General features: G+C 64.3%; 22 protein-coding genes. 12 read left to right on the top strand and 10 right to left on the bottom strand.

The genetic code is table 11. The annotated features are described in order from the left end of the window. The first annotated feature begins 31 nt into the window (after nt 1–31). The 4 genes from ribBA to W930_RS0123270 all read left to right on the top strand — a co-directional run bounded on the left by ribBA (nt 32) and on the right by W930_RS0123270 (nt 3,711). Nucleotides 32–1,153 (top strand): bifunctional 3,4-dihydroxy-2-butanone-4-phosphate synthase/GTP cyclohydrolase II, encoded by a 1,122-nt coding sequence (gene ribBA, locus W930_RS0123285; RefSeq protein ID WP_024788703.1) that lies wholly within the window; start codon nt 32–34, stop codon nt 1,151–1,153. Between the two features lie 214 nt (nt 1,154–1,367). Beyond that, a complete protein-coding gene (gene ribH / locus W930_RS0123280; RefSeq protein ID WP_023873325.1) occupies nt 1,368–1,880 on the top strand; it encodes a 6,7-dimethyl-8-ribityllumazine synthase in 513 nt (170 codons plus the stop codon). Next, complete coding sequence (nusB, locus tag W930_RS0123275) at nt 1,880–2,335, top strand: transcription antitermination factor NusB (RefSeq protein WP_023597253.1); 456 nt, start codon at nt 1,880–1,882, stop codon at nt 2,333–2,335. The genes ribH and nusB overlap by 1 nt, the downstream gene beginning before the upstream one ends. Nucleotides 2,336–2,505: 170 nt before the next feature. Next, nucleotides 2,506–3,711: a pyridoxal phosphate-dependent aminotransferase gene (locus W930_RS0123270; RefSeq protein WP_036642273.1), complete on the top strand. Its 1,206-nt coding sequence runs from the start codon at nt 2,506–2,508 to the stop codon at nt 3,709–3,711. A gap of 182 nt (nt 3,712–3,893) precedes the next feature. Here W930_RS0123270 and W930_RS28615 read toward each other — a convergent pair whose 3' ends face one another. Further along, the gene (locus W930_RS28615) at nt 3,894–4,883 is read right to left on the bottom strand and encodes a lytic transglycosylase domain-containing protein (RefSeq protein ID WP_023597255.1); all 990 of its coding nucleotides are present in this window, start codon (nt 4,881–4,883) and stop codon (nt 3,894–3,896) included. Nucleotides 4,884–5,522: 639 nt separating this feature from the next. On the opposite strand from W930_RS28615, the gene W930_RS0123260 reads away from it, so the two are divergent. The 3 genes from W930_RS0123260 (at nt 5,523) to W930_RS0123250 (ending at nt 10,918) form a co-directional block, all read left to right on the top strand. Next, nucleotides 5,523–7,073 (top strand): UbiD family decarboxylase, encoded by a 1,551-nt coding sequence (locus W930_RS0123260; protein WP_023873323.1) that lies wholly within the window; start codon nt 5,523–5,525, stop codon nt 7,071–7,073. Nucleotides 7,074–7,348: 275 nt separating this feature from the next. Continuing rightward, nucleotides 7,349–8,848, top strand: coding sequence for an NAD-dependent succinate-semialdehyde dehydrogenase (locus tag W930_RS0123255; protein ID WP_023873322.1), 1,500 nt, complete (start codon nt 7,349–7,351; stop codon nt 8,846–8,848). A 453-nt stretch (nt 8,849–9,301) separates the two neighbouring features. Continuing rightward, entirely contained in the window at nt 9,302–10,918 is a 1,617-nt protein-coding gene (locus W930_RS0123250) for an APC family permease (protein ID WP_023597258.1), read from the top strand. Between the two features lie 69 nt (nt 10,919–10,987). Here W930_RS0123250 and W930_RS0123245 read toward each other — a convergent pair whose 3' ends face one another. The 9 genes from W930_RS0123245 to W930_RS29865 form a co-directional block, all read right to left on the bottom strand. Beyond that, entirely contained in the window at nt 10,988–12,934 is a 1,947-nt protein-coding gene (locus W930_RS0123245; RefSeq protein WP_028731354.1) for a GGDEF domain-containing protein, read from the bottom strand. 389 nt (nt 12,935–13,323) lie between these two features. Beyond that, nucleotides 13,324–14,136, bottom strand: a complete 813-nt coding sequence (locus W930_RS0123240) for a MetQ/NlpA family ABC transporter substrate-binding protein (RefSeq protein WP_023597260.1) — start codon at nt 14,134–14,136, stop codon at nt 13,324–13,326. A gap of 62 nt (nt 14,137–14,198) precedes the next feature. Beyond that, entirely contained in the window at nt 14,199–14,852 is a 654-nt protein-coding gene (locus W930_RS0123235) for a methionine ABC transporter permease (protein WP_023597261.1), read from the bottom strand. Beyond that, on the bottom strand, nt 14,842–15,876 hold the full coding sequence (locus W930_RS0123230; RefSeq protein ID WP_023873319.1) for a methionine ABC transporter ATP-binding protein: 1,035 nt from the start codon (nt 15,874–15,876) through the stop codon (nt 14,842–14,844). Before W930_RS0123230 ends, W930_RS0123235 begins: the two co-directional genes overlap by 11 nt. A 349-nt stretch (nt 15,877–16,225) precedes the next feature. Continuing rightward, nucleotides 16,226–16,648 (bottom strand): response regulator, encoded by a 423-nt coding sequence (locus W930_RS0123225; protein ID WP_023873318.1) that lies wholly within the window; start codon nt 16,646–16,648, stop codon nt 16,226–16,228. A gap of 13 nt (nt 16,649–16,661) precedes the next feature. Further along, nucleotides 16,662–17,306: a response regulator transcription factor gene (locus tag W930_RS0123220; RefSeq protein WP_028731353.1), complete on the bottom strand. Its 645-nt coding sequence runs from the start codon at nt 17,304–17,306 to the stop codon at nt 16,662–16,664. 132 nt (nt 17,307–17,438) lie between these two features. Next, nucleotides 17,439–17,996 (bottom strand): bacterioferritin, encoded by a 558-nt coding sequence (locus W930_RS0123215; RefSeq protein ID WP_023873316.1) that lies wholly within the window; start codon nt 17,994–17,996, stop codon nt 17,439–17,441. 164 nt (nt 17,997–18,160) lie between these two features. Then, a complete protein-coding gene (locus W930_RS29870; RefSeq protein WP_023597266.1) occupies nt 18,161–18,322 on the bottom strand; it encodes a DUF1328 domain-containing protein in 162 nt (53 codons plus the stop codon). Between the two features lie 106 nt (nt 18,323–18,428). Beyond that, nucleotides 18,429–18,605 carry a DUF1328 family protein gene (locus tag W930_RS29865; protein WP_023597267.1) on the bottom strand — a complete coding sequence of 59 codons (177 nt, stop codon included), beginning with the start codon at nt 18,603–18,605 and terminating at the stop codon, nt 18,429–18,431. Between the two features lie 237 nt (nt 18,606–18,842). On the opposite strand from W930_RS29865, the gene W930_RS28610 reads away from it, so the two are divergent. The 5 genes from W930_RS28610 to W930_RS0123180 all read left to right on the top strand — a co-directional run bounded on the left by W930_RS28610 (nt 18,843) and on the right by W930_RS0123180 (nt 22,524). Further along, nucleotides 18,843–20,399 (top strand): histidine kinase, encoded by a 1,557-nt coding sequence (locus W930_RS28610; protein WP_023873315.1) that lies wholly within the window; start codon nt 18,843–18,845, stop codon nt 20,397–20,399. A gap of 142 nt (nt 20,400–20,541) precedes the next feature. Beyond that, on the top strand, nt 20,542–20,748 hold the full coding sequence (locus W930_RS0123195) for a CsbD family protein (protein WP_023597269.1): 207 nt from the start codon (nt 20,542–20,544) through the stop codon (nt 20,746–20,748). A gap of 139 nt (nt 20,749–20,887) precedes the next feature. Continuing rightward, on the top strand, nt 20,888–21,025 hold the full coding sequence (locus W930_RS29860; RefSeq protein WP_023597270.1) for an entericidin A/B family lipoprotein: 138 nt from the start codon (nt 20,888–20,890) through the stop codon (nt 21,023–21,025). A gap of 128 nt (nt 21,026–21,153) precedes the next feature. Continuing rightward, the gene (locus W930_RS0123185; protein WP_028731352.1) at nt 21,154–21,717 is read left to right on the top strand and encodes a hypothetical protein; all 564 of its coding nucleotides are present in this window, start codon (nt 21,154–21,156) and stop codon (nt 21,715–21,717) included. Nucleotides 21,718–22,218: 501 nt separating this feature from the next. Continuing rightward, nucleotides 22,219–22,524 carry a hypothetical protein gene (locus W930_RS0123180; protein WP_024788702.1) on the top strand — a complete coding sequence of 102 codons (306 nt, stop codon included), beginning with the start codon at nt 22,219–22,221 and terminating at the stop codon, nt 22,522–22,524. Nucleotides 22,525–22,576 lie beyond the last annotated feature (52 nt).

Below are 22,576 nucleotides of genomic sequence, written 5' to 3'. Positions count from 1 at the left end.
CTTTCCAAATTCAGCTCCCGCGTTGTCCGCTATGCCGTTGGCCACTACAGAAGAAATCATTGCCGAGCTGAAGGCCGGCCGCATGGTTGTCCTCGTCGACGAGGAAGATCGTGAAAACGAGGGCGATCTGGTCATGGCGGCCGAATTCGCGACGCCCGAAGCCATCAACTTCATGGCGAAGTACGGCCGGGGCCTGATTTGCCTGACACTCACGCAAGCGCGTTGCAAGCAGCTCAACCTGCCGCTGATGACCTATCGCAACGGCACGCAGTACGGCACGGCGTTCACGCTGTCGATCGAGGCGGCCGAAGGGGTCACCACGGGCATCTCCGCGGCCGATCGCGCCCACACGGTCCAAACCGCCATCTCGCGCGACGCCCGCCCGGAAGACATCGTCCAGCCGGGGCACGTGTTCCCGATCATGGCGCAGCCCGGCGGTGTGCTGGTGCGCGCAGGTCATACCGAAGCCGGTTGCGACCTCACGGCGATGGCCGGCCTGACGCCCGCGGCCGTCATCTGCGAAATCATGAACGACGACGGCACAATGGCACGCCTGCCGCAGTTGCTCGAGTTCGCTGAACAGCACAACATCAAGATCGGCACCATCGTCGACCTGATTCACTATCGCAGCCGCACCGAATCGATGATCGAGACGGTCGCGACGCGCGAAATGCAAACGGCATGGGGTTCGTTCCAGGCCACGCTGTACCGCGACAAGCCCAGCGGCGCGCCGCACCTGGCGCTGGTGCGTGGCACGCCCACACCGGACGACGAGACGCTCGTGCGCGTGCACGAACCTCTGTCGGTGCTCGACCTGCTCGAGACCGGCGTGTCGACCCACTCGTGGACGCTGGCCGGCGCGATGCAGGCGATTGCCGAGGCTGGCAAGGGCGTGGTGGTGTTGCTCAACTGTGTGGAAACGCCGGAGCATCTTTTCAGCCAGTTCGAAGCCCTCGACGAATCCGAGAAAGCGGCCCGCGCAAAACGTCGCCCGGTCGACTTCCGCACGCACGGCGTTGGTGCGCAGATACTGCGGGAACTCGGCGTCGGTAAAATGCGAGTGCTGTCGAATCCGCGCAAGATCCCGAACATGGCAGGTTATGGCCTCGAAGTCACCGGTTTCCAACCGATGCCGGGCGCCGAGGCTATCTGATCCGGTGGGATTCAGCCGGGTCGCCGGCATGCCCCGTCGCGCACGCGCGGTCGTTGCCGCGAGTGTTGCGAATACCGGGACGATTGCAAGTATCGATGCCTCGCCGGACAACGACGACGGGGCGTCGCAAAGCCGAGCACGGCCTGCCTGAGGCTTGCCCGGCACAACGTTGGCCGCACCGCCTGGACGGTACTTTTTTTTGAGGAAGCCCATTATGGACATCGGACAATACCAGCCGGAACTCGACGGTGAAGGCCTGCGCGTGGGTATCGTGCAAGCACGATTCAACGACGCCGTTTGCGCGGCACTGCGCACCGCTGCCGTGGCGGAGCTCGAGCGTCTCGGCGTCGAGGGCGAAGATGTGTTGCTCGTGACGGTACCCGGCGCACTGGAAATCCCGCTGGCATTGCAAAAGATGGCCGAATGCGGCCAGTTCGACGCGCTCATCGCGCTTGGCGCGGTGATCCGGGGCGAGACGTATCATTTTGAGCTCGTCTCGAACGAAAGCGGTGCCGGCATCACGCGCATCGGCCTGGATTTCGGTATCCCCATCGCAAACGCGGTGCTCACCACCGAAAACGACGAACAGGCCGAAGTGCGCGCCGCCGAGAAGGGCCGCGACGCAGCCCGCGTGGCGGTGGAAATGGCCAATCTGCTCGAAGCCATCGACATGCTCGGCGGCGACGACGGATCGGACGAAGACGAAGACGAAGAGGAAGATCGGTAATGAAGAGTGCTCGCCGCCGCGCGCGCGAATTTGCGCTGCAAGGGTTGTATCAATGGCTGCTTTCGCGCGGTCACGCGGGTGAGATCGATGCGCATTTGCGCACTACCCCCGGCTACGACAAGGCCGACCACGCCCACCTGGACGCGGTTCTGCATGGCAGCATTCGCGAGGCGGACGCCTTGTCGAAGCAACTCCAGCCGTACCTGGACCGGCCGGCGGCCCAGTTGTCGCCGATCGAACACGCGGCACTGATCATCGGCGCCTACGAGCTGATTCACTTGCAGGACGTGCCGTACCGTGTGGTGATCAACGAGGCCGTGGAGGTTGTCAAGACCTTCGGCGGTGTCGACGGCCATCGCTTCGTGAACGGCGTGCTCGACAAGTTCGCCGCCGAGGTTCGTCCAGACGAAGTCGCGGCCAATCGCCGCAACGCCGGGCGCGACAAGAGCGCCTGACGCAGCGCGGGCGGTCGGGACGACCGACGCGCCCCCGGCATCCCGGGCTTTCCAGCCCGTCGATGCCGGCGCCTGTCGGGCCGCCCGCCCTCCATGGGCCCAGCGGCGTGTGTTTCCCCTCGTCCCGCGAGTCTCCCCCCACCTGCAACCGTACCGCCCCCCCACACATCATGGACCGCACTCCCGAACTCGCTCCCGCCGCGCTGAAACTGGCACAACGTGTCGACGACATCGCGCCGTTCCACGTCATGGAACTGGCGAAGCAGGCGGCATTGCGCGAGAAGGCCGGACATCGCGTGATTCACATGGGGATCGGGGAGCCGGACTTCACTGCCCCTGAGGCGGTGATCGAGGCCGCCGCGAAGGCGATGCGCGACGGGCGTACGCAGTACACCGGCGCGATGGGGATTCCAGCGCTGCGCCATGCCATTGCCGACTACTACCGCAGTTTTTACGGCGTGGAGGTCGATCCGTCGCGCATCGTCGTGACTGCCGGGGCGTCGGCCGCCCTCGTCCTCGCGTGTGCGGCACTCGTGGGTGTGGGCGACGAAGTGCTGATGCCGGATCCGTGCTATCCGTGCAACCGTCATTTCGTGTCGACCTTCGACGGCAAGCCGGTGCTGGTCCCCTCCGGCCCGGCCGAGCGGTTCCAGCTCACGGCCGAGCGCATCGAGGCGCACTGGCGTTCGGCGACCAAGGGGGTGCTGCTCGCCTCGCCATCCAATCCGACCGGCACTTCGATCGCGCCCGACGAGCTGTCGCGCATCGTGAAGGCGGTGCGCGCGCGCGGTGGTTTCACGCTCGTCGACGAGATATACCAAGGCCTGTCGTATGACGGCAAGCCGACCACCGCCCTGACATTCGGCGACGACGTGCTCGTCGTCAGCAGTTTCTCGAAGTATTTCAACATGACGGGCTGGCGGCTCGGCTGGCTCGTGGTACCGCCGTCGATGGTGCCGACGTTCGAGAAGCTCGCCCAGAATCTGTTCATCTGCCCATCGGCGGTCGCGCAGCATGCGGCAACCGCTTGTTTTCTTCCGGAGACGATCGCGCTCTACGAGACCCGAAAGGCGGCGTTTCGCGAGCGACGCGACTACATCGTGCCGGCGCTCGAGCGCCTGGGTTTCCAGGTACCGGTGATGCCCGACGGCGCCTTCTACGTCTATGCCGATTGCACCGGCGTGTCGCACCCGGATGCCGCGGACAGCGACCGCCTGACCCAGTCCTTGCTGCAACAGGCAGACGTCGTACTCGTGCCCGGCCTCGACTTCGGCTTCGCCGAACCACGCAAGTACATTCGGTTGTCGTACGCGACCTCCCTGGCCCAGTTGCAAGAAGCCATGGACCGGATCGGGAAAGTCTTCGCCAACGGCTGAGTTGCCGAGCCGACTCGCCAGCCAGGCAAGGTGCCCGCGAAAAACGAAAAACCCATCGAATCGCTTCGATGGGTTTTTTTCTTGGCTGCGTGATGCGCCTCTATGTAGAGAGGCATCACGTTGACGCGTCGGCCGAACGCATCGCGCATGCGCGGGAGCGGCCAGATCGGCCGCTGGATGGATCAGGCCGCCGTGCTGTCGTCGGCTTCCATCGACTTGCCGGCGGCAGCCGCCTTGCCCGTCGACGTGGAAGCAGCCGGCGCAGACGTCGATTCCGCCGCGTCATCCGACGACTTACCGGCCGAGACCGGCTTGGTGACGGGCTTGGCCGAGCTGACGATCACTGGCGCCTGCGGCGCGTACGGCGAGATCTTGCGGCCCATGGCGACACCGCGCAGGCGGTCGCGCTCGGCGAGCACCTTGGCGCCGTAGCCACCGTCACCCGCACTGGTCGAGCCCACGTACAGACGCAGACCTCCGGCGAGCGAGCCGCCACGCGCGATGCATTCCTTCAGAATCAAAGCACCGACCTTGATGTTGGCCAGCGGATGCAGCGCCGCTTCCGGGCCGCCGAAGTATTCCAGCTTGTCCTGGTGCACCTTCGACATGACCTGCATCAGACCTTGAGCGCCCACGGTGCTCTCGGCATACGGGTTGAAGCCCGATTCGATGGCCATCACGGCGAGCAACAGCAGCGGATCGAGGCCGACTTCCTTGCCGGTCGAGTACGCCGCACGAACGAGGTTACCCGTCACGTCGCCGGCCACGCGGTAGCGGCGAGCGAGGTAGTCGGCCACGGCAATCTGCTCGCGCGTGTCCAGCACCTTGTTCGCACGCGCATCCGCCGCCACGCGCTGGTTCGGGATATAAGCGGCGAGAACGGCTGCCGAGGGCACATGCTGCGCCGCCTGGGCCATCATCGCCGAATCGGACGGCGAAAGCTTGGCATCGGCAGCGCCATTGGCGCTCTGGCCGGCCGCATTGGCCGTGCCGGTCGCCGCCTCGAGCAGCGGACCCACGCGCGACGCCAGATCGGCGCGCCATGTCGGTCGAGCCCACAACGCGAGCGTACCGACCACGGCAACCAGACCGACCGCGCTGGACGTATACAGTCCGACACGACCGCCATGCCATGCAAGGCGACGCCAATCGCGGCGAGCCGCAGCCACCATTGCCGCGCCGCGCGCACGAAGCGCATGGATGGCGGCCAGTAGCCAGGGTGATAAACCAGACTTCTTCATACTACGTACTCCGGTTACGCCGTCACCACGGGGTGGCCCCGAGGCGTAAGGAAATAAGCCGGTATGCCCGCCAGGCATCCCCGTGAAGCGCTTATTTACGGCATATGGAACGAGGCGGTGCATCGTGTTTGTCATGGACGATGCCGCTACCGCCGCAGCGCGCCGACCTGTTCAGGTGTCCGGCGCTGACGAGCTATCGCTCGCGCTGCTTCCTAAAACACTGGCTTCCCGACCTCGGTGAGAAAACCAGCCACTGAAAATCCACGTCGATGTTGTAGTTGTCGCTAAGCTCGAGCGGGTCGGCCTACCCGTCCACGAAGCCGCCTTTCTGGATTCAACGGGCGGATTGTAGCAGCGATATATAAACCGTCAATACTATTTCAAAGCAAAATGATTACTAAAAGTAATTTGTAACAGCCGTTTTGCCGTGACGTTCGATCGCCTTGCCCGGTAAAATGCCCTGCCGCGCCCTGCGTTTACAAGGGCATCCCCCGGTCTTACACGCGATTCAAACGGCCGTTCGCATCTCCCGTATGAATTTCGTAAAAATTTTTGGTAACTGTTTGTTTCATGAAATATCTCGATCTTCGTGACTTCACCGCGCAACTGGAGCGATCCGGCCAGCTTCGTCGCGTAGACGTGCCGGTCTCGCCGGTACTGGAGATGACGGCGCTCGCCGACCGCGTGCTCAAAGCGGCGGGGCCGGCGCTGTGGTTCGAGCGACCGACCGGCTACGACATGCCCGTACTCGCCAACTTGTTTGGCACCCCTGAACGAGTGGCCCTCGGCATGGGCGTCGAGAATGGCGATAACGCCCTGAGCTCGCTGCGCGACATCGGTCGGCTGCTTTCGACGCTCAAGGAACCGGAGCCCCCGCGCGGCCTCAAGGACGCGGGCAAGCTGTTCGGCATGGCCAAGGCGGTGTGGGACATGGCACCGAAGGAGGTGAGCGCCCCGGCGTGTCAGGAGATCGTGTGGGAAGGCGAGGATGTCGACCTTGGCCGCCTGCCGATCCAGACGTGCTGGCCCGGCGACGCCGCACCGCTCATCACCTGGGGTCTGGTCATCACCAAGGGCCCGAATCGCAGGCGCCAGAATCTGGGCATCTATCGCCAGCAGGTCATGGGGCGCAATCAGGTGATCATGCGCTGGCTCGCGCATCGCGGCGGCGCGCTCGACTTCCGCGAGTTCGCGCAGGCCAATCCCGGCAAGCCGTTCCCGATCGCCGTGGCGCTCGGCGCGGACCCGGCGACCATGCTCGGGGCCGTGACGCCGGTCCCCGACACCTTGTCCGAGTACCAGTTTGCCGGCCTGCTGCGCGGCAGCCGAACCGAACTGGCCAAATGCCTCACGCCCGGCCTGGAGTCGTTGCGAGTGCCGGCACGCGCCGAGATCGTGCTGGAAGGTTTCATTTACCCCGCCGACCAGCCCCCGGCCGTGCCCGACGGTGCGCCGCCACCGCCCTCGCGAGGTGCGACCGCGGGATACGCGCACGCGCTCGAGGGTCCTTACGGCGACCACACGGGCTATTACAACGAACAGGAGTGGTTTCCGGTCTTTACCGTCGAGCGCATCACGCTGCGGCGCAATGCGGTCTATCACTCGACATACACCGGAAAACCGCCCGACGAGCCGGCGGTGCTCGGTGTGGCGCTCAACGAAGTCTTCGTGCCGCTGTTGCAAAAGCAGTTTCCGGAGATCACCGACTTTTATCTGCCGCCGGAAGGATGCAGCTATCGCATGGCGATCGTGCAGATGAAAAAGGCCTATCCGGGTCACGCGAAGCGGGTGATGTTCGGGGTCTGGAGCTTCCTTCGCCAGTTCATGTATACGAAGTTCATCGTCGTGGTCGATGAAGACGTCGACATTCGCGACTGGAAGGAAGTCATCTGGGCGATCACCACGCGCGTCGATCCGACGCGCGATACCACGCTCGTCGATCAAACGCCGATCGACTATCTCGATTTCGCGTCGCCCAAGGCCGGGCTGGGGTCGAAGATGGGGATCGACGCGACCAACAAGTGGCCCGGAGAAACTTCGCGCGAGTGGGGACGTCCCATCGAAATGACTGCCGACGTCGACGCGCGCATGGCGGCGCTTTACCGGGATCTCGGCCTGTAAAACGGGCCAACCCGCGCACCGCGCTGCCCTCATCGCTGTAGAAGACCGCGTCGTTCGCCGGCCGCCGACGGGCTGTCGGCAAGCGCAGCACTCGCCTGCCGGACGACGCGGCACATCGCATCATGCCGTTCAATGCCGCTCAATGCCGCGCGTCACGAAGCGCTCGCCGCATTGGAGTAAGCTGGCCCGACACACCGACAAGCCGTATCCGTTTCCGTCCCCCGCGCGGCGCGGCATGCAGCCGCTTCGCACGGTCATCGAGAGGAGAGCTGATCGTGTCAACATCCCACCCATCCACGCCCGCCAGGGCTCACCCGGCACTGGCTCGTCTGAAAGATCCGGCACTGCTCAGGTTCGACGCGTATATCGACGGCACCTGGACGCAGGCCGACTCGCAGGCGACTTTCGTCGTCAACGACCCGGCCACCGACGCAGCGATCGCCCACGTCGCCGATCTGGGCGCCAAGGAAACCGAGCGCGCCCTGGTCGCCGCCGAAACCGCACTGCCCGAGTGGCGCGCCCGTACCGGCAAGGATCGGGCGCGCATCATGCGGCGCTGGTATGACCTCATCATGCAGGCACAGGACGACCTCGGCGCCATCATGACCGCCGAGCAAGGCAAGCCGCTCGCCGAGGCGAAGGGCGAGGTCGCCTACGGCGCCTCCTTCATCGAGTGGTTCGCCGAAGAAGCCAAGCGGGTGGACGGCGACGTCCTCACTTCCCCCGAGGGCGGCAAGCGCTTGCTGGTGCTCAAGCAGCCGATCGGCGTATGCGCCTCGATCACCCCCTGGAACTTCCCGATCGCGATGATCACGCGCAAGATCGCGCCGGCCATCGCGGCCGGCTGCACCATCGTGGTCAAGCCCGCGCGACTCACACCGCTCTCGGCGCTGGCCCTGGCCGAACTGGCCGAGCGCGCCGGGCTGCCTCGAGGTGTCTTCAACGTGGTGACGTCGAAAAACTCGTCCGACGTGGGCGACGTGCTCACCGGCAGCCCGCGCGTGCGGCACCTGTCCTTTACGGGCTCGACGCCGGTCGGCGCCCGACTCATGGAGCAGTGCGCGTCGACCATCAAGAAGGTCGCGCTCGAGCTGGGCGGTCTCGCACCGTTCCTCGTATTCGACGACGCCGATGTCGACGCCGCCGTCGAAGGCTGCATCGCCTCGAAGTTCCGCAATGCCGGGCAAACATGCGTATGCGCGAACCGCATCTACGCGCAAGACGGCATCTACGACGCCTTCGTCGAAAAACTCACCGCTGCCGTGAGCCGGCTGCGCGTGGGCAACGGCTTCGAACCGGGCGTGGCGATCGGCCCGCTCATCGAAGACGCCGCCGTCGAAAAAGTCGAGCGCCACGTGGCCGACGCCGTCGCCAGGGGGGGACGTGTGACGGTCGGCGGCAAGGTCCTGCACGGCCGATTCTTCGAACCGACGGTCGTGGCCGACGCGAGCGCGGACATGCTCGTCGCGCAGGAAGAGACCTTCGGACCGGTGGCACCGGTCTTCCGCTTCAGGGATGAAGCCGAGGGCATCCGGCTGGCCAACGCGACGGACTTCGGCCTGGCGTCCTATTTCTTCGCCCGCGACGTCGGACGCGTCTGGCGCGTCGCCGAAGGCATCGAAGCCGGCATGGTCGGCATCAACACCGGCCTGATCTCCAACGAAGTCGCCCCGTTCGGCGGTGTCAAACAGTCCGGCCTGGGACGCGAAGGTTCGAAGTACGGCATCGACGAGTATCTCGAGCTGAAGTATCTCTGCCTCGCCGGCATGGGCTGACAGGAATCGACAGGGCACCGACACCACGCATTACATCTGACCCTTTAATAATTTGTAATAGTCGGATTCCCACGCCATGAGCCGCGCCCGGACTGGGTTGTACGCATTTTTGCCTAACATCGCCGAACCGGATGCCATTGCAAAAGTGTTACAAAGTCCCACACACGCGGGCCGGCTCGGGTAGAATCGCGCTTTTTTCGCGAAGCCCGGACTCCGACCCCAATTCGGGGTTGCACGCTCACCCGTGTACCCGTTTGCGTCGTCAGGCCGGAGACCACACCGGATTCGCGAAGCCGATCAACAGAAGTCGTGTCCGTCAGCGCCGTCCCCCGCGCCGTCATGCTCCTTGTGATGGCGACCGGCCTGCCGGCAGTTTGTCCGCCCTCGCGCAGTCTGCCGCCCTGCCCTCATCGGGGTGGCACCTGTCCCCCCCGGGCGTGGAGAAGACATCGAATGGATAACAATCAATCTCTCATGCGCAACATTGGGCCGTTCGCCCTGATGTTGACCGGTCTCGGCTCGATCATCGGCTCAGGCTGGCTGTTCGGCGCCTGGAAAGCCGCCAAGATCGCCGGCCCCGCCGCACTGCTGGCCTGGATCATCGGCGCCGTGGTCATTCTGGCCATTGCCCTGACCTACGCCGAGCTCGGCGCCATGTTCCCCGAGTCGGGCGGCATGGTGCGCTACTCCCGCTACTCGCACGGCAGCCTGGTGGGCTTCATCGCCGCCTGGGCCAACTGGATCGCCATCGTCTCGGTGATCCCCATCGAAGCCGAAGCCTCGATCCAGTACATGAGCACGTGGCCGTACGAATGGGCACACAACCTGTTCGTGGACGGCACGCTCACCGCGAGCGGTCTCACGCTCTCGGCACTGCTCGTCGTTGTGTACTTCCTGCTGAACTACTGGGGCGTGAAGCTGTTCGCACGCGCCAACACGGCCATCACGCTGTTCAAGTTCGCGATCCCGGCGCTGACGATCGCGGGCCTGATCATCGCGGGCTTCCACCCGGGCAACTTCAATCTCGCCGAGCATGGCGGCTTCGCGCCCAACGGCATGTCGGCCGTGCTCACGGCCGTGGCCACGTCAGGCATCGTGTTCGCCTTCAACGGCTTTCAGAGCCCGGTGAACCTGGCGGGCGAGGCGCGTGATCCGGGACGCAGCATTCCGTTTGCGGTGGTCGGCTCGATCCTGCTTGCCACAGTCATCTACCTGCTGCTTCAAGTCGCGTACATCGGCGCGCTCTCGCCCGAACAGCTCGCCGGCGGATGGCACATGGTGAGCTTCAGCTCGCCGTTTGCCGAACTGGCGATCGCACTCGGCCTGAACTGGCTCGCCATCGTGCTGTACTTCGACGCCTTCCTGAGCCCGAGCGGCACGGGCACAACGTACATGGCCACCACGAGCCGCATGATTTACGCCATGGAACGCAACCGCACCCTGCCCGAGATTTTCGGCCGCGTGCATCCGCTGTACGGCGTGCCGCGCCCGGCGATGTGGTTCAACCTCGCGATCTCGTTCATCTTCATGTTCTTCTTCCGCGGCTGGGACTCGCTTGCCGCGGTGATTTCGGTCGCGACGGTGATCTCGTACCTGACCGGCCCGATCAGCGTGATGGCGCTGCGCCGCTCGGCACCGGAAATGGAACGGCCGCTGCGTTTGCCCGGCCTGTCGCTCATCGCGCCGTTCGCGTTCGTGTGCGCTTCGCTGATCCTGTACTGGGCACGCTGGCCGCTGACCGGCCAGATCATCGTGCTGGTCGTCGTGGCGCTGCCCGTCTACTTCTACTACCAGGCGAAGGACAAATGGCAAGGGTTCGGTCGTGACCTCAAGGCGTCGTGGTGGCTGATCGGTTACCTCCCCGTCATGGCGTTGTGCTCGTACATCGGCAGCAAGGAATTCGGCGGTCTCGGCCTGTTGCCGTACGGCTGGGACATGGCGGTGGTCGCCCTCCTGTCCCTCGCGTTCTATCACTGGGGCGTGAAAGCAGGCTGGCGCACGCCGTACCTGTCGGAAGAGCGCGAGCGGGACGTTGCCGGCATGGAAGGCATGCCCGCGCTTTCGCACTGAGTGTCTGGCGCCGCCCGGCGTCCGAATGGCAAAGCCCGCCGATCCGGCGGGCTTTTTTTCGCCCCATGATTACCGGTGCGCCCGCCGACGCTCGATGAAAAGGCTGTTTCCCAGCGCGCGCTTGGCCATTTTCTTGGCCTCCGCCGCGGCCGCCGAGACTTCCACGTGCGACGGAAAGCTCTCGGGCGTCACCGCGACCACGCCGATCGACAGGCTCGTGATGGGGTGGAAGATGACCATGCCGCGCCGGTCTTCGGCCTCGAATCCGCCAGCCGCGATCTGATCGGGATGAAAGTACTCGGTCACGGCGTCGCCGAAACGCGTCAATGCCTCGCGGCAGCGCGCTTCCCAGTCGGGACTGCGAAACAGAATCAGAAAGTCGTCGCCACCGATATGCCCCAGGAAGTCCCGCTCGGGATTGCGCACCGCCATGAGCACGCGCGCGACCAGTTGAATCAGGTCGTCGCCGCGCCGGTAGCCGAACACGTCGTTGAACGGCTTGAAGTTGTCCAGGTCGACGTAGCAGGCGTGAAACGACTGTCGCTCGCCGATCATGCGATCCATGTAATCGTCGATCGGCACGTTGCCCGGCAGCAGCGTGAGCGGGTTGGCGTAGCGCGCCGCGTCGAGCTGCATGTCGGTGATGTGGCGCATCAGCGCATGCCCCTGCGCGACACCGAAATAGCGCCCCTGGTCGGTCACGATGAACCCCGCCGCGATCTGGCGGCTCGCGCCTTCCGCGATCATGCGACTCAGATCCTCCACGCGCGCGCCCTTGTCGAACGTGAGCGGGCGCGGCTCCATCACCGCCGAACACGGCTTGCGTCCGTACAGCTCCCGCGTGAACGGCCGCGCGAACCGGCCAATGAGCGAGGCGCGGCCAATCAGGCCCACCGGCCGATCGCGCTCCACCACCGGCAGCACTTCCAGTGCGGGATCGCTCTCGAAACGTGCCACCACGTCTTCACTGCGCGTGTCGGGCGACACCGGCTGCACGTGCGACGCAATGCGCTCCAGCGTGACGTTGCCCGCGCCCAGTTGGCTCGGCTGTTGATGGACGTAGGCGCGTCGCTCGTTCACGACTTCCTGCACCTGCGCCGTGATGGCGCGCTGCGGCCGAGCCTCGGGACGTGCAATGAAATATCCCTGGCCGAGAAAGATGCCGAGATCGCGCACGACCTGAAGCTCTTCGGCGTGCTCGATACCTTCGGCGATCACGCGCGTGCCGCTGGTCTCGGCGATCTGCCGCATCGAGCGCACGAACTGGAGCTTGACGGTATCGGTGTCGATACCATCGACAAAATGACGGTCGATCTTGACGTAATCGGGTCGCAGCTCAGACCACAGGCGCAGGCTCGCATAGCCTTCGCCCATGTCGTCGAGCGCCACTTCGAAGCCGAGCGCGCGATACGCGGCAAGCGAAGCGCGCGTGCTCGCCAGATCCAACGTGGGGGCATGCTCCGTGAGTTCCAGCACGACCCGCTCGGGCGTGAGTTGAAACGATTCGAGCATGGCAAACGTCTCGTCGAGCCCGAGCGACTCGGTCACGCCGCCGCCAGGCTGAGCCCGCGTGACCGGACCGATGTTCAGGAACAGGCGCTCTGGCAGTCCCTGCTCGGCGAAGCCGCGCAGCACGGCACGGCGGCACGCGAGTTCGAGCGGGGCGATCAGGCCATGGCGACGCGCCGCCGCGAAAAGCGCCATCGGCGAATGCATCGACGTGCCGGCCGGCCCGCGCACCAGCCCTTCGTAGCCGGCCACTTCCGAGGTCCGGAAATCGACGATCGGCTGAAACACGCAGGTGAGCCCGATGCCCTCGCACACTTCGGCAAGGAGCCCCCGCTCGTCCGGTTCGACGTGATGGGTGCCGGCGGCGCCCATGGCAATGTCAGCGTATCGGGTATGCGAGGCGGCCGACGCGGCGGCATCAGAGGGAACGACGTTCGCGTCGCGTGGCGTCGCGGGCGCGGCAAATCGCTCCGACGGACGTATCGCGACAGGCGGGAGAGGGTTCAACTGAGACTCCGTAAGTCGGTGCGGTGCGTCGCCATCGTGCGAGCAGCGTTACGCCGTGCGGGCACACGTCGGACGCAACCCTGCGCCCCGAAGGCAAGAAGCCGCTTCCGATGAAGTGTCTCGCCCGAGTTCCCCGTCTTTCACGTGCGGTTGCTGCGCTTTGGCCCATGCCCGCGTCTGGAGACGACGCCCGTGGGCGCCCTCTTTTACTGACGGTCAGGCTATCGCCGGAATTTGACAGAACTGTGACACTGTCGGAATTGCCACACACCGGGCGCGGGCGTGATGCCGACGCGCCGTGGGACAGACGCGCCGTCACCGGGACGAAAAAAAAACGGCAATGCCGCGAAGCATTGCCGTTTCCGGGGCGTATCCCGAACGACCGGAATTTACCAGGCCGTTACCACCGAGCCGCCGAACTTCTTTTCGATGAAGGCCTTCACTTCCGGCGAGTGGTAGGCCTTGATCAGCTTGGCCACCCACGGCTTGTTCTTGTCGGCCGAGCGAATGACGAGCACGTTGGCGTACGGGCCGTTTGCGTCTTCGATCGCGAGCGAATCGCGCTTCGGGTTCAGACCGGCCTCCATCGCGAAGTTGGTATTGATGACCGCCACGGCCACGTCGTCGAGCGAGCGCGGCAGTTGCGCGGCGTCCAGCTCCACGAACTTCAGCTTCTTCGGGTTCTCGATCACGTCCAGCGGCGTCGCCTTCAGGCCCGCGTCGGCCCGCAGCTTGAGCAGACCCTGCTTTTGCAGCAACAGCAGCGCGCGCCCGCCATTGGTCGGATCGTTGGGCAGCGAGACCTTGTCGCCGGTCTTCAGATCCGCGAGCGACTTGAGCTTCTTCGAGTAAATGCCCATCGGGAAGATCACGGTCTTGGCAATCGATTCCAGCTTGTAGCCGCGGTCCTTCACCTGCGCGTCGAGGTACGGCTGGTGCTGGTAGCTGTTCGCGTCGAGATCGCCCGACGCGAGCGCCGCGTTCGGTTGCACATAGTCGCTGAACTCGATGACCTTGATGTTCAGGCCGTCCTTGGCGGCGACCTTTTTCACTTCGTCGAAGATCTGTGCGTGCGGGCCGCCCGTGACACCCACCTTCAGATTGATGGCATCTGCCGCTGCGGCGGGGGCGGCGAATTGCGTGGCAAGAACCGTGGCGGCACCGACACCGGCCAGCAGCTTGAAGAGCGTACGACGTTGCATGGAATACCTCGCGTGTGTGAGAAATGCCGGACGTCAACGCCGGCGATGTCGTTATGGGGAAATTACTTGTGGCTCAGACGCCGCACCAGCCAGTCGCCGAACGTCTGCACCAGTTGCACGAACACGATCAGGATCAGCACCACGGTGATCATGACCTCCGGCAGGAAGCGCTGATAACCGTAGCGAATGCCCAGATCGCCCAGGCCGCCGCCGCCGATGGCACCGGCCATGGCCGAGTAGCCCACCAGGCTCACGAACGTGATCGTCAGGCCCGCCACGATGCCGGGCAGCGCCTCGGGCAGCAGCACCTTCATGACGATCTGGCCCGTCGTCGCGCCCATCGACTGTGCCGCTTCGATCAGCCCGCGATCCACTTCGCGCAGCGCCGTTTCGACCAGGCGCGCCACGAAGGGAGCGGCGGCGATCGTGAGCGGCACGACGGCGGCCATCGTGCCGATCGACGATCCGACGATCAGCCGCGTGAACGGGATCACCGCGACCAGCAAAATGATGAACGGCGTCGATCGCACGGCGTTGACGAGGATACCGACGATGCGATTGGTCGGCAGGTTCTGCAACACGCCATTGCGGTCCGTCAGGTAGAGCAGCACGCCCAGCGGCACGCCCACGACGGCACCGATGACGCCAGAGATCCCCACCATGACGAGCGTCTCCCAGAACGAGGAGACGAACAGATCGAACATTTCACTCCACATGGCTGAGCTCCTCGACGACAACGCCCTGACTGGCAAGGAACGCCATGGCTTCGGCCACGCGGGCCGGGGTACCGCCTGCCAGCACGGCGAGCGATCCGAAGGCCTGCCCCTGGATCTCGTCGATCTGGCCGTGCAGGATATTGAAATCGAGCTCGTAGCGTCGAATCGCCTCGGACAGCAGCGGCTGATCCACGCCCGCGCCCGAGAAGGCCAGACGATAGAGGTGGTCGTGACCATTGCCGATGCGCGAGGCGACACGCTCGCGAACACCGGCAGGCAGTTCCTGCGAGATCACGTCGCCGATGAGCGCACGCGTGACTTCGTGGCGCGGACGCAGGAAGACGTCGATCACACGGCCCTGCTCGACAACGCGGCCGGCGTCGAGCACCGCAACGCGGTCGCAGACCTGCTTGATGACTTCCATCTGGTGCGTGATCAGTACGACCGTCAGCCCCAACTCGCGATTGATGCGCTTGAGCAGCTCGAGAATCGAGCGCGTGGTCTCGGGATCGAGCGCGGACGTCGCCTCGTCGGAGAGCAGCACCTGCGGCTCGCTCGCCAGCGCACGGGCAATGCCCACCCGCTGCTTCTGGCCGCCGGAAATCTGCGACGGGTAACGATCCTTCTGTGCCGTCAGCCCGACCAGTTCGAGCAACGGCAGCACCTTGGCGCGAATGTCGGCGCTCGGCATGCCCGCGAGCTCGAGCGGCAACGCCACATTCTCGTAGACGGTGCGCGAGCTCAGGAGATTGAAATGCTGGAAGATCATGCCGATGCGACGGCGCGCCTGGCGCAGATCGTCGGCGGACATCGACGTCAAATCCTGCCCGTCGACGCGCACGGTGCCGTCGCTCGGACGGTTGAGCAAATTGATCACACGCACGAGCGTGCTCTTGCCGGCACCGCTTCGGCCGATGATGCCAAAGACTTCGCCGCGCTCGATCGACAGGCTGATGTTGGAAAGCGCGTCGACCGGCCCCTTGGGCCCAGCAAATCGCTGGGTAATGTTCTGGAGTTCGATCATGCAAAAAAATAGCAGCCCCACTGCCGGAAACTGCCCGCAGTGCGCCGCCGAGACTCGGTATTTAGCGTGAAGGCGACATTCTAGCCCATGCACCTAAATAGTTGAAAATAATAAAACTTGATCTCTTTATACGGAAATTCCACTTAATTTGCACCAAGGCAGGGAGTGCCATGATCGGTGTATCGCATTGCAGCACGAAATGCGCGCATGACAGCTGGCCTGCCCTCTCAAACGAGAAAAGATGAGGTGATTTCGCTAACCGGGAGTTTCATTCCCATTTAACGGGAATGACGGAAAGATGAGGCGACGTGACGACAGGGCCGAGGCCCGGTCGGATGGGCGGACACGCTCAGGCCTGGCGGCTGGTGGCGAACTCGTCGAGCACTTCGATCACGCGGTCGAATTCGAGCGATTTGTCGAAGAAATATTGCACGCCCAGTTGCTGGCACCGCTTGCGATACGTGGCAAGCGCATAGTTCGTCAGCACGATGGCCATGAGCTGCGACAAAAGCCCCGCCTGATGCAGGTAGGAAAGCACGTCCATGCCGGAGCCGCGGCGCAACTGAATGTCGACGATCACCGCATCGAACGAGTCCTCCTTGAGCGTGCGCACCGCGTCGTCCGCGGTTTCCGCCACCCCCGTCACCTGAAGCATGCCGGTCGAGCCAAGCGCCTCCGACAGGCTCTCGCGAATGACGGCGGAGTCTTCGATCAACAGGACTTTGAGGGGCAAGCGGGACCCCGTATGCGTTGCCGCGTTCCCGGTTGACATGACAGCCTCTCTTTCAACTGATCAAGCCGTTCTTTAGCGCATATAGCGTCAGATCGGCGTTGGTTTTCAAATGCATCTTTTCCAGCACACGCGCGCGATACGTGCTGACGGTCTTGACCGACAGATGCAATTCCTCGGCGATTTCCGTTGGGGTACGGCCCTGCGCGAGCTTGCAAAACACCTGGAATTCCCGCTCCGAGAGCTGTTCGTGCATCGGCTCGTCGACCGGCTGATCGAGCTTTTGCGCGAGCAGGTCGGCGGTCACCTCGCTGACGTAGCGATGGCCGCGTGCCACCGTGCGGATCGCCCGAATGATTTCCTCGGGCGCGGCATCCTTCATCAGATAGCCATTGGCGCCGGCGCGCAGCAGGTTCACCGCGTACTGCGCTTCCGGATACGTCGAAAGGAACAGCACGCCCTGCTCGGGACGTAACTGCTTGATCACGCGCAGGGTGTCGATCCCGTTCTTGTCGGGCATGGCGATATCCAGCAGCACGACATCGAACGCCGTATCGCGAACGGCGCGAATCACTTCGTCGCCACTCGACGCCTCGCCCTGCACTTCCATGTCCGGCTCGTCGGCAATGAACTGCTTGAAGCCGGTGCGTACGATCGCGTGGTCGTCGGCAATCAGGATTTTTATTGTTGTCAGTGACATCTAAGCTCCAGAGACTATCCCCATCGGCCAGATGGCAGCGCTTGCATGGTGTCAATGCGCTGGTCATGGCCGCTACTCGCCAATACTCGTCGCTACTCGCCAATACTCGTCGCTACTCACCGCCACTCGCCGTCACTCGCGGTCGAGCAGGTCACGCATATCGTCGGCATGCTCCTCCTCGACCGCCAGGATCTCCTCGAGCATGCGACGCGTCGTGGTATCCCGGTCGCCCAAATAATGAATCATCTCGCGATAACTCTCAATCGCAATGCGTTCCGCCACCAGATTTTCGCGGATCATGTCGCGCAGGTTGGCGGCCGGCACATACTCGGCATGGCTTCGCGCGGAGAGGCTGTCGGGCGAGAAGTCCGGCTCGCCACCCAACTGCACGATACGCGCGGCGATGCGATCCGCATGGTCCTGCTCCTGCGCGGCGTGTTCCGCGAATTCGGCAGCCACCGGCTCGGCATGGATGCCCGTGGCCATGAAGTGGTGGCGCTTGTAGCGCAGCACGCAAACCAACTCCGTGGCGAGTGCGTCGTTGAGCATGTGCACCACTGCGTCGCGGTCCGCGCGGTAATCCTCCGTGACGGCACCTTCGTCGAGATGCTCGCGCGCCCGCTCGCGCAGCGCGCGCACATCGATCTCGAAGTCTTCGCCCGCATGCTGGCTGTGCCCGTTGCCCTTCATCGCGTGTGTGCCGGACGTTGCAGTCTGCTGCTTGGCGTGCTTGGCGGTATGCATGAGCGATTCCTCCTGTCAGTGTTTTTGGGGGGGAGCGCGCCGGCGATAGCCGGGCGCTCGTTCGGGGCGAATCCGGCGCAGGGCCGGATCGTGCCGAAGTCAGGCGCGGCTCATCGTCGAATCACGCCGAAGAGCAGCGTGACCAGGAAGATCACCAGGAAGATGAAGAACAGGATCTTGGCGATCTCGGCGGCGCCCGCGGCAATGCCGGTAAAGCCGAAAACCGCGGCGATCAATGCGATCACGAAAAATACGACGGCGTAGTGAAGCATCGCAACCTCCTATCAAGTGAGCGGCTCGCGCTCGACACGCCGGACTTGCCGGCGCCGCTGCACGGCTTCGCGGCGGCGCACGCGCGCGTCGCCGCGAAGCACCGCGCTAGTCGACGATCTTCTTGGCGATGGTCAGGCCAAGCAACAGGAAGATCACGAACAGCACCAGGAACAACACGAACAATATCTTCGCGATCCCGGCGGCGCCGGCAGCAATTCCCGTGAAGCCCAGCAGGCCCGCCACGAGCGAGATCAGTGCGAACAACAAAGCCCACTTCAACATAGCGTTCTCCTTGGTCGGAACAGCGTTTCCCGGAGAGATTCCTCGCTCCCGGGAATTCGCGTCGCTGCCGAATGCAGCGCAGGCAAACTCCTGGGCGCTGAATGTATGGTAGAAAAACCCCGCTGACGAAACAGCCCGGACGGCGCTGGTTTTTACGTAGGAATTGGCTGACAATTTGGGAAAAGTCGCGTATTTCGCCGTATGATCGAAGCGCGTCTTACCTCCGGTCACCCTCACATGCCCCGATTGTTCACGTCCTGGTTGCGTCGCCGAAGCTGGATCATCGCCATGGTCGCCGCGATCGTGATCACGGTCGGCAGTCTGGTCGGGCTGGAGTCCGCGCACCGACGGCTGGCTTCCACCTACGAGGCGGCACTGCAGGGCATGATCGCGGCCAACGAGCTCAACGAGATCATGGCGCGCACGTCGACCGTGGTTTCGAGTCAACGCGGCTACCTGCTGACCAACGATCCGGTCTACCTCGCCCCCTACCTGTCTGCCGTGCGGCGCATTCGCGACCTGGCGGCGGTCGTCATCGCGCATTACGAAGCCGTGGGCGACACCCAGGCGACCGAGGACTTCGCGCGCGTCATGACGCTCTTCTCGCAGCGCATCGCCGCCATGGAAGCCGCGCGAGCCAATGTCAAGCAAGGCACCATGAGCCTTGAAGAAGCCCTCTCCCCGAGCAATCTCGGCCTCGGCACCATGGAGCCGGTGCAAAACGGCATCACCGATCTTTACAACCGCGAAGTGGCGCGCGCGCGCACGGCGCAAAGCGACGGCCGCTTCGACCAGGCGATTTCCGCAGTGAGCGCGGGCGCGCTTTCCGTGCTCACGATCCTGCTGTTCGTGATGTTGTTCCGCTCACTGGGCAAGCAGATGCGGCAGGAACAACTTGCGCGCGATCAGCTGCACGAGCAGCAGACCCATCTGGATCGGCTCGTGCGCGAGCGCACCGAACAACTCGACGAGTTGGCGACCCACTTGCAGAACGTGAGCGAGGACGAGAAGACACGGCTCTCGCGCGAACTGCACGACGAACTCGGCGCCATTCTCACCGCGTGCAAGATGGACGTGACGTGGGCACATCACAAATTGCGCAACACCGATGCGGTGATCGCCGAGAAACTGGCGCGTGCCCAGCGCAACCTCGACGCCGGCATCCAGATCAAACGCCGCATCATCGAGAACCTGCGACCGACGGTGCTGATCAATTTCGGGCTTGTCACGGCGTTGCGCTCGCTTGCCGAAGAGACTGCCGACCAGCAGCACTGGCAGCTCGATCTCGATTTGCCGGAAGAGGATTTCGCGCTGCCCGAGTCCACCGCGATCGTACTGTTCCGTGTGGCGCAGGAGGCGCTCACGAACGCGGGCAAGTATGCACGCGCAACACAAGTGCGCGTGGCCCTCGCGTGCGACGATCAGCGCGTGCGGCTCGAAGTCATCGACAACGGCATCGGCCTGACGCGCGACCAGTTCAACAAGCCCAAGACGCACGGTCTGTTCGGCATGCGGCAACGCGTTTCGGCCAAGGGGGGGCGCATCGACATTCACTCGCTGCCCCAGCGCCTGGGCACCGAGATCCAGGTCGTGCTGCCGCTGTGCAATCCGGCGGACGCCCCCGAAATCGCAACGGAAGTCACGCAAAGCACGGCCGTACCGACCGCCGCTGCCTCTGCCACTGGCCCTGCCACCGCCGACGCCGACGCCGACGCCGACGCCACCCCGTCGGCCACCGCGACCGACACGCCACCGCACCCCGACACGCCCGGCTCCCGCGTCGGAATACGCTGACAGCGCAACCCGACTCCGCCTACACCGCGACGATGTCGCGGCTGACAGCGCCGACATTTCGCACTCCCTAACATGGAATCACTGCCACCGACGACACACGTCGTGCAGTGGCACTTTTTCCAACCCGATAAAAGGAGTTGTCATGAACTCGGATCAAATGAAGGGCAAGTGGAACCAACTCAAGGGCGAGGCGAAAAAGCAATGGGGCAACCTGACCGACGACGATCTGCTCAGGATCGAAGGTAACCGCGACAAGTTCGTGGGTGTGCTGCAGGAGCGCTACGGCAAGGCCAAGGAAGACGCTGAACGCGAAGTCGACACCTGGAACAACCAGCATAAGCTCTGGTAATCGGATATGTCCGTACCCGCCGGCAGGCGGGTCCCCCGGCCGCCGGGAGGCGGTCTCCTCCCTCCCCCTCCCCCTCGTCGCGCTGCCATCGCGCCATGCTCGCGCGACAGATGACATCTTTGCTCAAGGAGAAATCAAAATGAAACGACTGATCGCCATCGCACTGCTTTCGGGCTTCGCACTGGGCCTCGCGGGCTGCAACACGGTCCAGGGTGCCGGCAAGGATGTTGAACGCGGCGGCGAGGCCATCCAGGGTGCTGCCGAGCGCAACAAGTAAGTCGCCCGCGGCCTGAGGATGCGCCGGATGCGCCCGACGATGTCGACGCCGTCCGACGACCTCGGCTGACATCCCCCAACGCCCAGGAACCCGCTCAACAGGAGGACGAGATGTCACATCGATTCGTCATGAGAGTTCTGACCTGCGCCTGCCTCGCTACCGGCATGCTGGGTGCGGCGGCCGCCAATGCGGCAGACGCCGCCGCCAAGGATCGCTACGAGGCCGCGCAAAAATCTGCCGAGGCCGACTACAAGGCGGCATCGGCGCGCTGCGACGACCTCAAGGACAACGCGAAGAAGGTCTGCGTGGAAACGGCCAAGGGCAACGAAAAGGTGGCCAAGGCGAACGCGGAAGCCGACTACAAGCAAACGCCCAAGGCCCGTTACGACGCCGCTGTCGCCAAGGCCGACGCCGACTACAGCGTCGCCAAGCTGCGCTGCGACGACAAGAAGGGCAACGACAAGGACGTTTGCGTGAAGGACGCCGACGCCGCGAAGACGAAGGCCTACGGCGACGCCAAGGTCATGCGCACGAGCCGCGAGTCGTCCAAGGACACCGTCGCGGCGCGTCATGACGCCAACGCCGATGCGAACAAGGCCCAGTACAAGGCGGCGGTCGAGCGCTGCGACAGCATGACGGGCGACAGCAAGGACGCGTGCGTGGCCGACGCCAAGGCACGCTTCCACCAGTAAGCGTAGCGTTTCTTTCCGGCCCCCTGCCTCGCGTGCGGGGAGCCGGCATGGGTTTGGCAGGGAGGAGACGGCGTGAGGTCGCGAGTGCCCCACGCCGACGGCGGCGGACGTTGCGAAAGCGGCATCCGCCGCTGTTTTTGCGCCACAGCCCGGTGTCGTCGGTGTAAATGAATGTAACAAGTGCCGCGTATTCGGGGCCGTCCGGGACGCCTTCCGCTGGCGCCTCCGTCAACCGAAACGAGCGCAAACCGTTGATTATGAATAAAATAGCAACGTAACCAACACGTTTGGCAGCGGCTTTTCATCCTTTGAACGCTCCCTGCTCCGGGTCCGCGCGCATACTTTGCAACAATTGTGCCCACCCCGGATTTCGGAACTTCAGTAAAGTGAAGCCAAGGAATGTGACGAATCAGAGTGCCGACGGGCACTGGGCGCGTCGAACGGCATGGTGCCGCTCGGGTGCCGTCATCAGTACGCTGCCAAGACCGCAGGAGAAATGTCATGAAAACCAAGTTTGCCGCCCTTGCCATCGCCGGGATCGCGCTCGCCGCGGGCGCGATCGGGACGGCGCAGGCACACGTCTCGGTCGGGATCGGCATCGGCTTGCCGCTGATCGCGCCGGCGCCGGTCTACGCTCCGGCCCCGGTATACGTTGCGCCGCCTCCGCCGGTTTATGTGGCGCCCCCGCCCGTCTATGTGGCCCCCGCGCCGGTCTACTACGGCGCACCGCCGGTGTATTACGGTCGTCCGTACTACGGCTACGGTTACGGCCATGGCTACTGGCGCCACGGCCGCTGGCACCGCTGACAGCCGATGGCCGGCCTCGCAGCCGGCTGCCGAAAAGCAAAGCGCCACCGAT

The sequence above is a fragment of the Pandoraea sp. E26 genome (genome assembly GCF_000681415.1).
In the GTDB taxonomy this organism is placed as follows: Bacteria; Pseudomonadota; Gammaproteobacteria; order Burkholderiales; family Burkholderiaceae; genus Pandoraea; species Pandoraea pnomenusa.
This window is presented reverse-complemented; position numbering and strand designations above follow the sequence as displayed.

Excerpts from the sequence above, each read along its gene's own strand:
- ribBA (WP_024788703.1), top strand. The coding sequence starts at position 32 with ATGCCGTTGGCCACTACAGAAGAAATCATTGCCGAGCTGAAGGCCGGC.
- ribH (WP_023873325.1), top strand. The coding sequence starts at position 1,368 with ATGGACATCGGACAATACCAGCCGGAACTCGACGGTGAAGGCCTGCGC.
- nusB (WP_023597253.1), top strand. The coding sequence starts at position 1,880 with ATGAAGAGTGCTCGCCGCCGCGCGCGCGAATTTGCGCTGCAAGGGTTG.
- W930_RS0123270 (WP_036642273.1), top strand. The coding sequence starts at position 2,506 with ATGGACCGCACTCCCGAACTCGCTCCCGCCGCGCTGAAACTGGCACAA.
- W930_RS28615 (WP_023597255.1), bottom strand. The coding sequence starts at position 4,883 with ATGGTGGCTGCGGCTCGCCGCGATTGGCGTCGCCTTGCATGGCATGGC.
- W930_RS0123260 (WP_023873323.1), top strand. The coding sequence starts at position 5,523 with ATGAAATATCTCGATCTTCGTGACTTCACCGCGCAACTGGAGCGATCC.
- W930_RS0123250 (WP_023597258.1), top strand. The coding sequence starts at position 9,302 with ATGGATAACAATCAATCTCTCATGCGCAACATTGGGCCGTTCGCCCTG.
- W930_RS0123240 (WP_023597260.1), bottom strand. The coding sequence starts at position 14,136 with ATGCAACGTCGTACGCTCTTCAAGCTGCTGGCCGGTGTCGGTGCCGCC.
- W930_RS0123235 (WP_023597261.1), bottom strand. The coding sequence starts at position 14,852 with ATGTGGAGTGAAATGTTCGATCTGTTCGTCTCCTCGTTCTGGGAGACG.
- W930_RS0123230 (WP_023873319.1), bottom strand. The coding sequence starts at position 15,876 with ATGATCGAACTCCAGAACATTACCCAGCGATTTGCTGGGCCCAAGGGG.
- W930_RS0123225 (WP_023873318.1), bottom strand. The coding sequence starts at position 16,648 with ATGTCAACCGGGAACGCGGCAACGCATACGGGGTCCCGCTTGCCCCTC.
- W930_RS0123220 (WP_028731353.1), bottom strand. The coding sequence starts at position 17,306 with ATGTCACTGACAACAATAAAAATCCTGATTGCCGACGACCACGCGATC.
- W930_RS0123215 (WP_023873316.1), bottom strand. The coding sequence starts at position 17,996 with ATGAAGGGCAACGGGCACAGCCAGCATGCGGGCGAAGACTTCGAGATC.
- W930_RS29870 (WP_023597266.1), bottom strand. The coding sequence starts at position 18,322 with ATGCTTCACTACGCCGTCGTATTTTTCGTGATCGCATTGATCGCCGCG.
- W930_RS29865 (WP_023597267.1), bottom strand. The coding sequence starts at position 18,605 with ATGTTGAAGTGGGCTTTGTTGTTCGCACTGATCTCGCTCGTGGCGGGC.
- W930_RS28610 (WP_023873315.1), top strand. The coding sequence starts at position 18,843 with ATGCCCCGATTGTTCACGTCCTGGTTGCGTCGCCGAAGCTGGATCATC.
- W930_RS0123195 (WP_023597269.1), top strand. The coding sequence starts at position 20,542 with ATGAACTCGGATCAAATGAAGGGCAAGTGGAACCAACTCAAGGGCGAG.
- W930_RS29860 (WP_023597270.1), top strand. The coding sequence starts at position 20,888 with ATGAAACGACTGATCGCCATCGCACTGCTTTCGGGCTTCGCACTGGGC.
- W930_RS0123185 (WP_028731352.1), top strand. The coding sequence starts at position 21,154 with ATGAGAGTTCTGACCTGCGCCTGCCTCGCTACCGGCATGCTGGGTGCG.
- W930_RS0123180 (WP_024788702.1), top strand. The coding sequence starts at position 22,219 with ATGAAAACCAAGTTTGCCGCCCTTGCCATCGCCGGGATCGCGCTCGCC.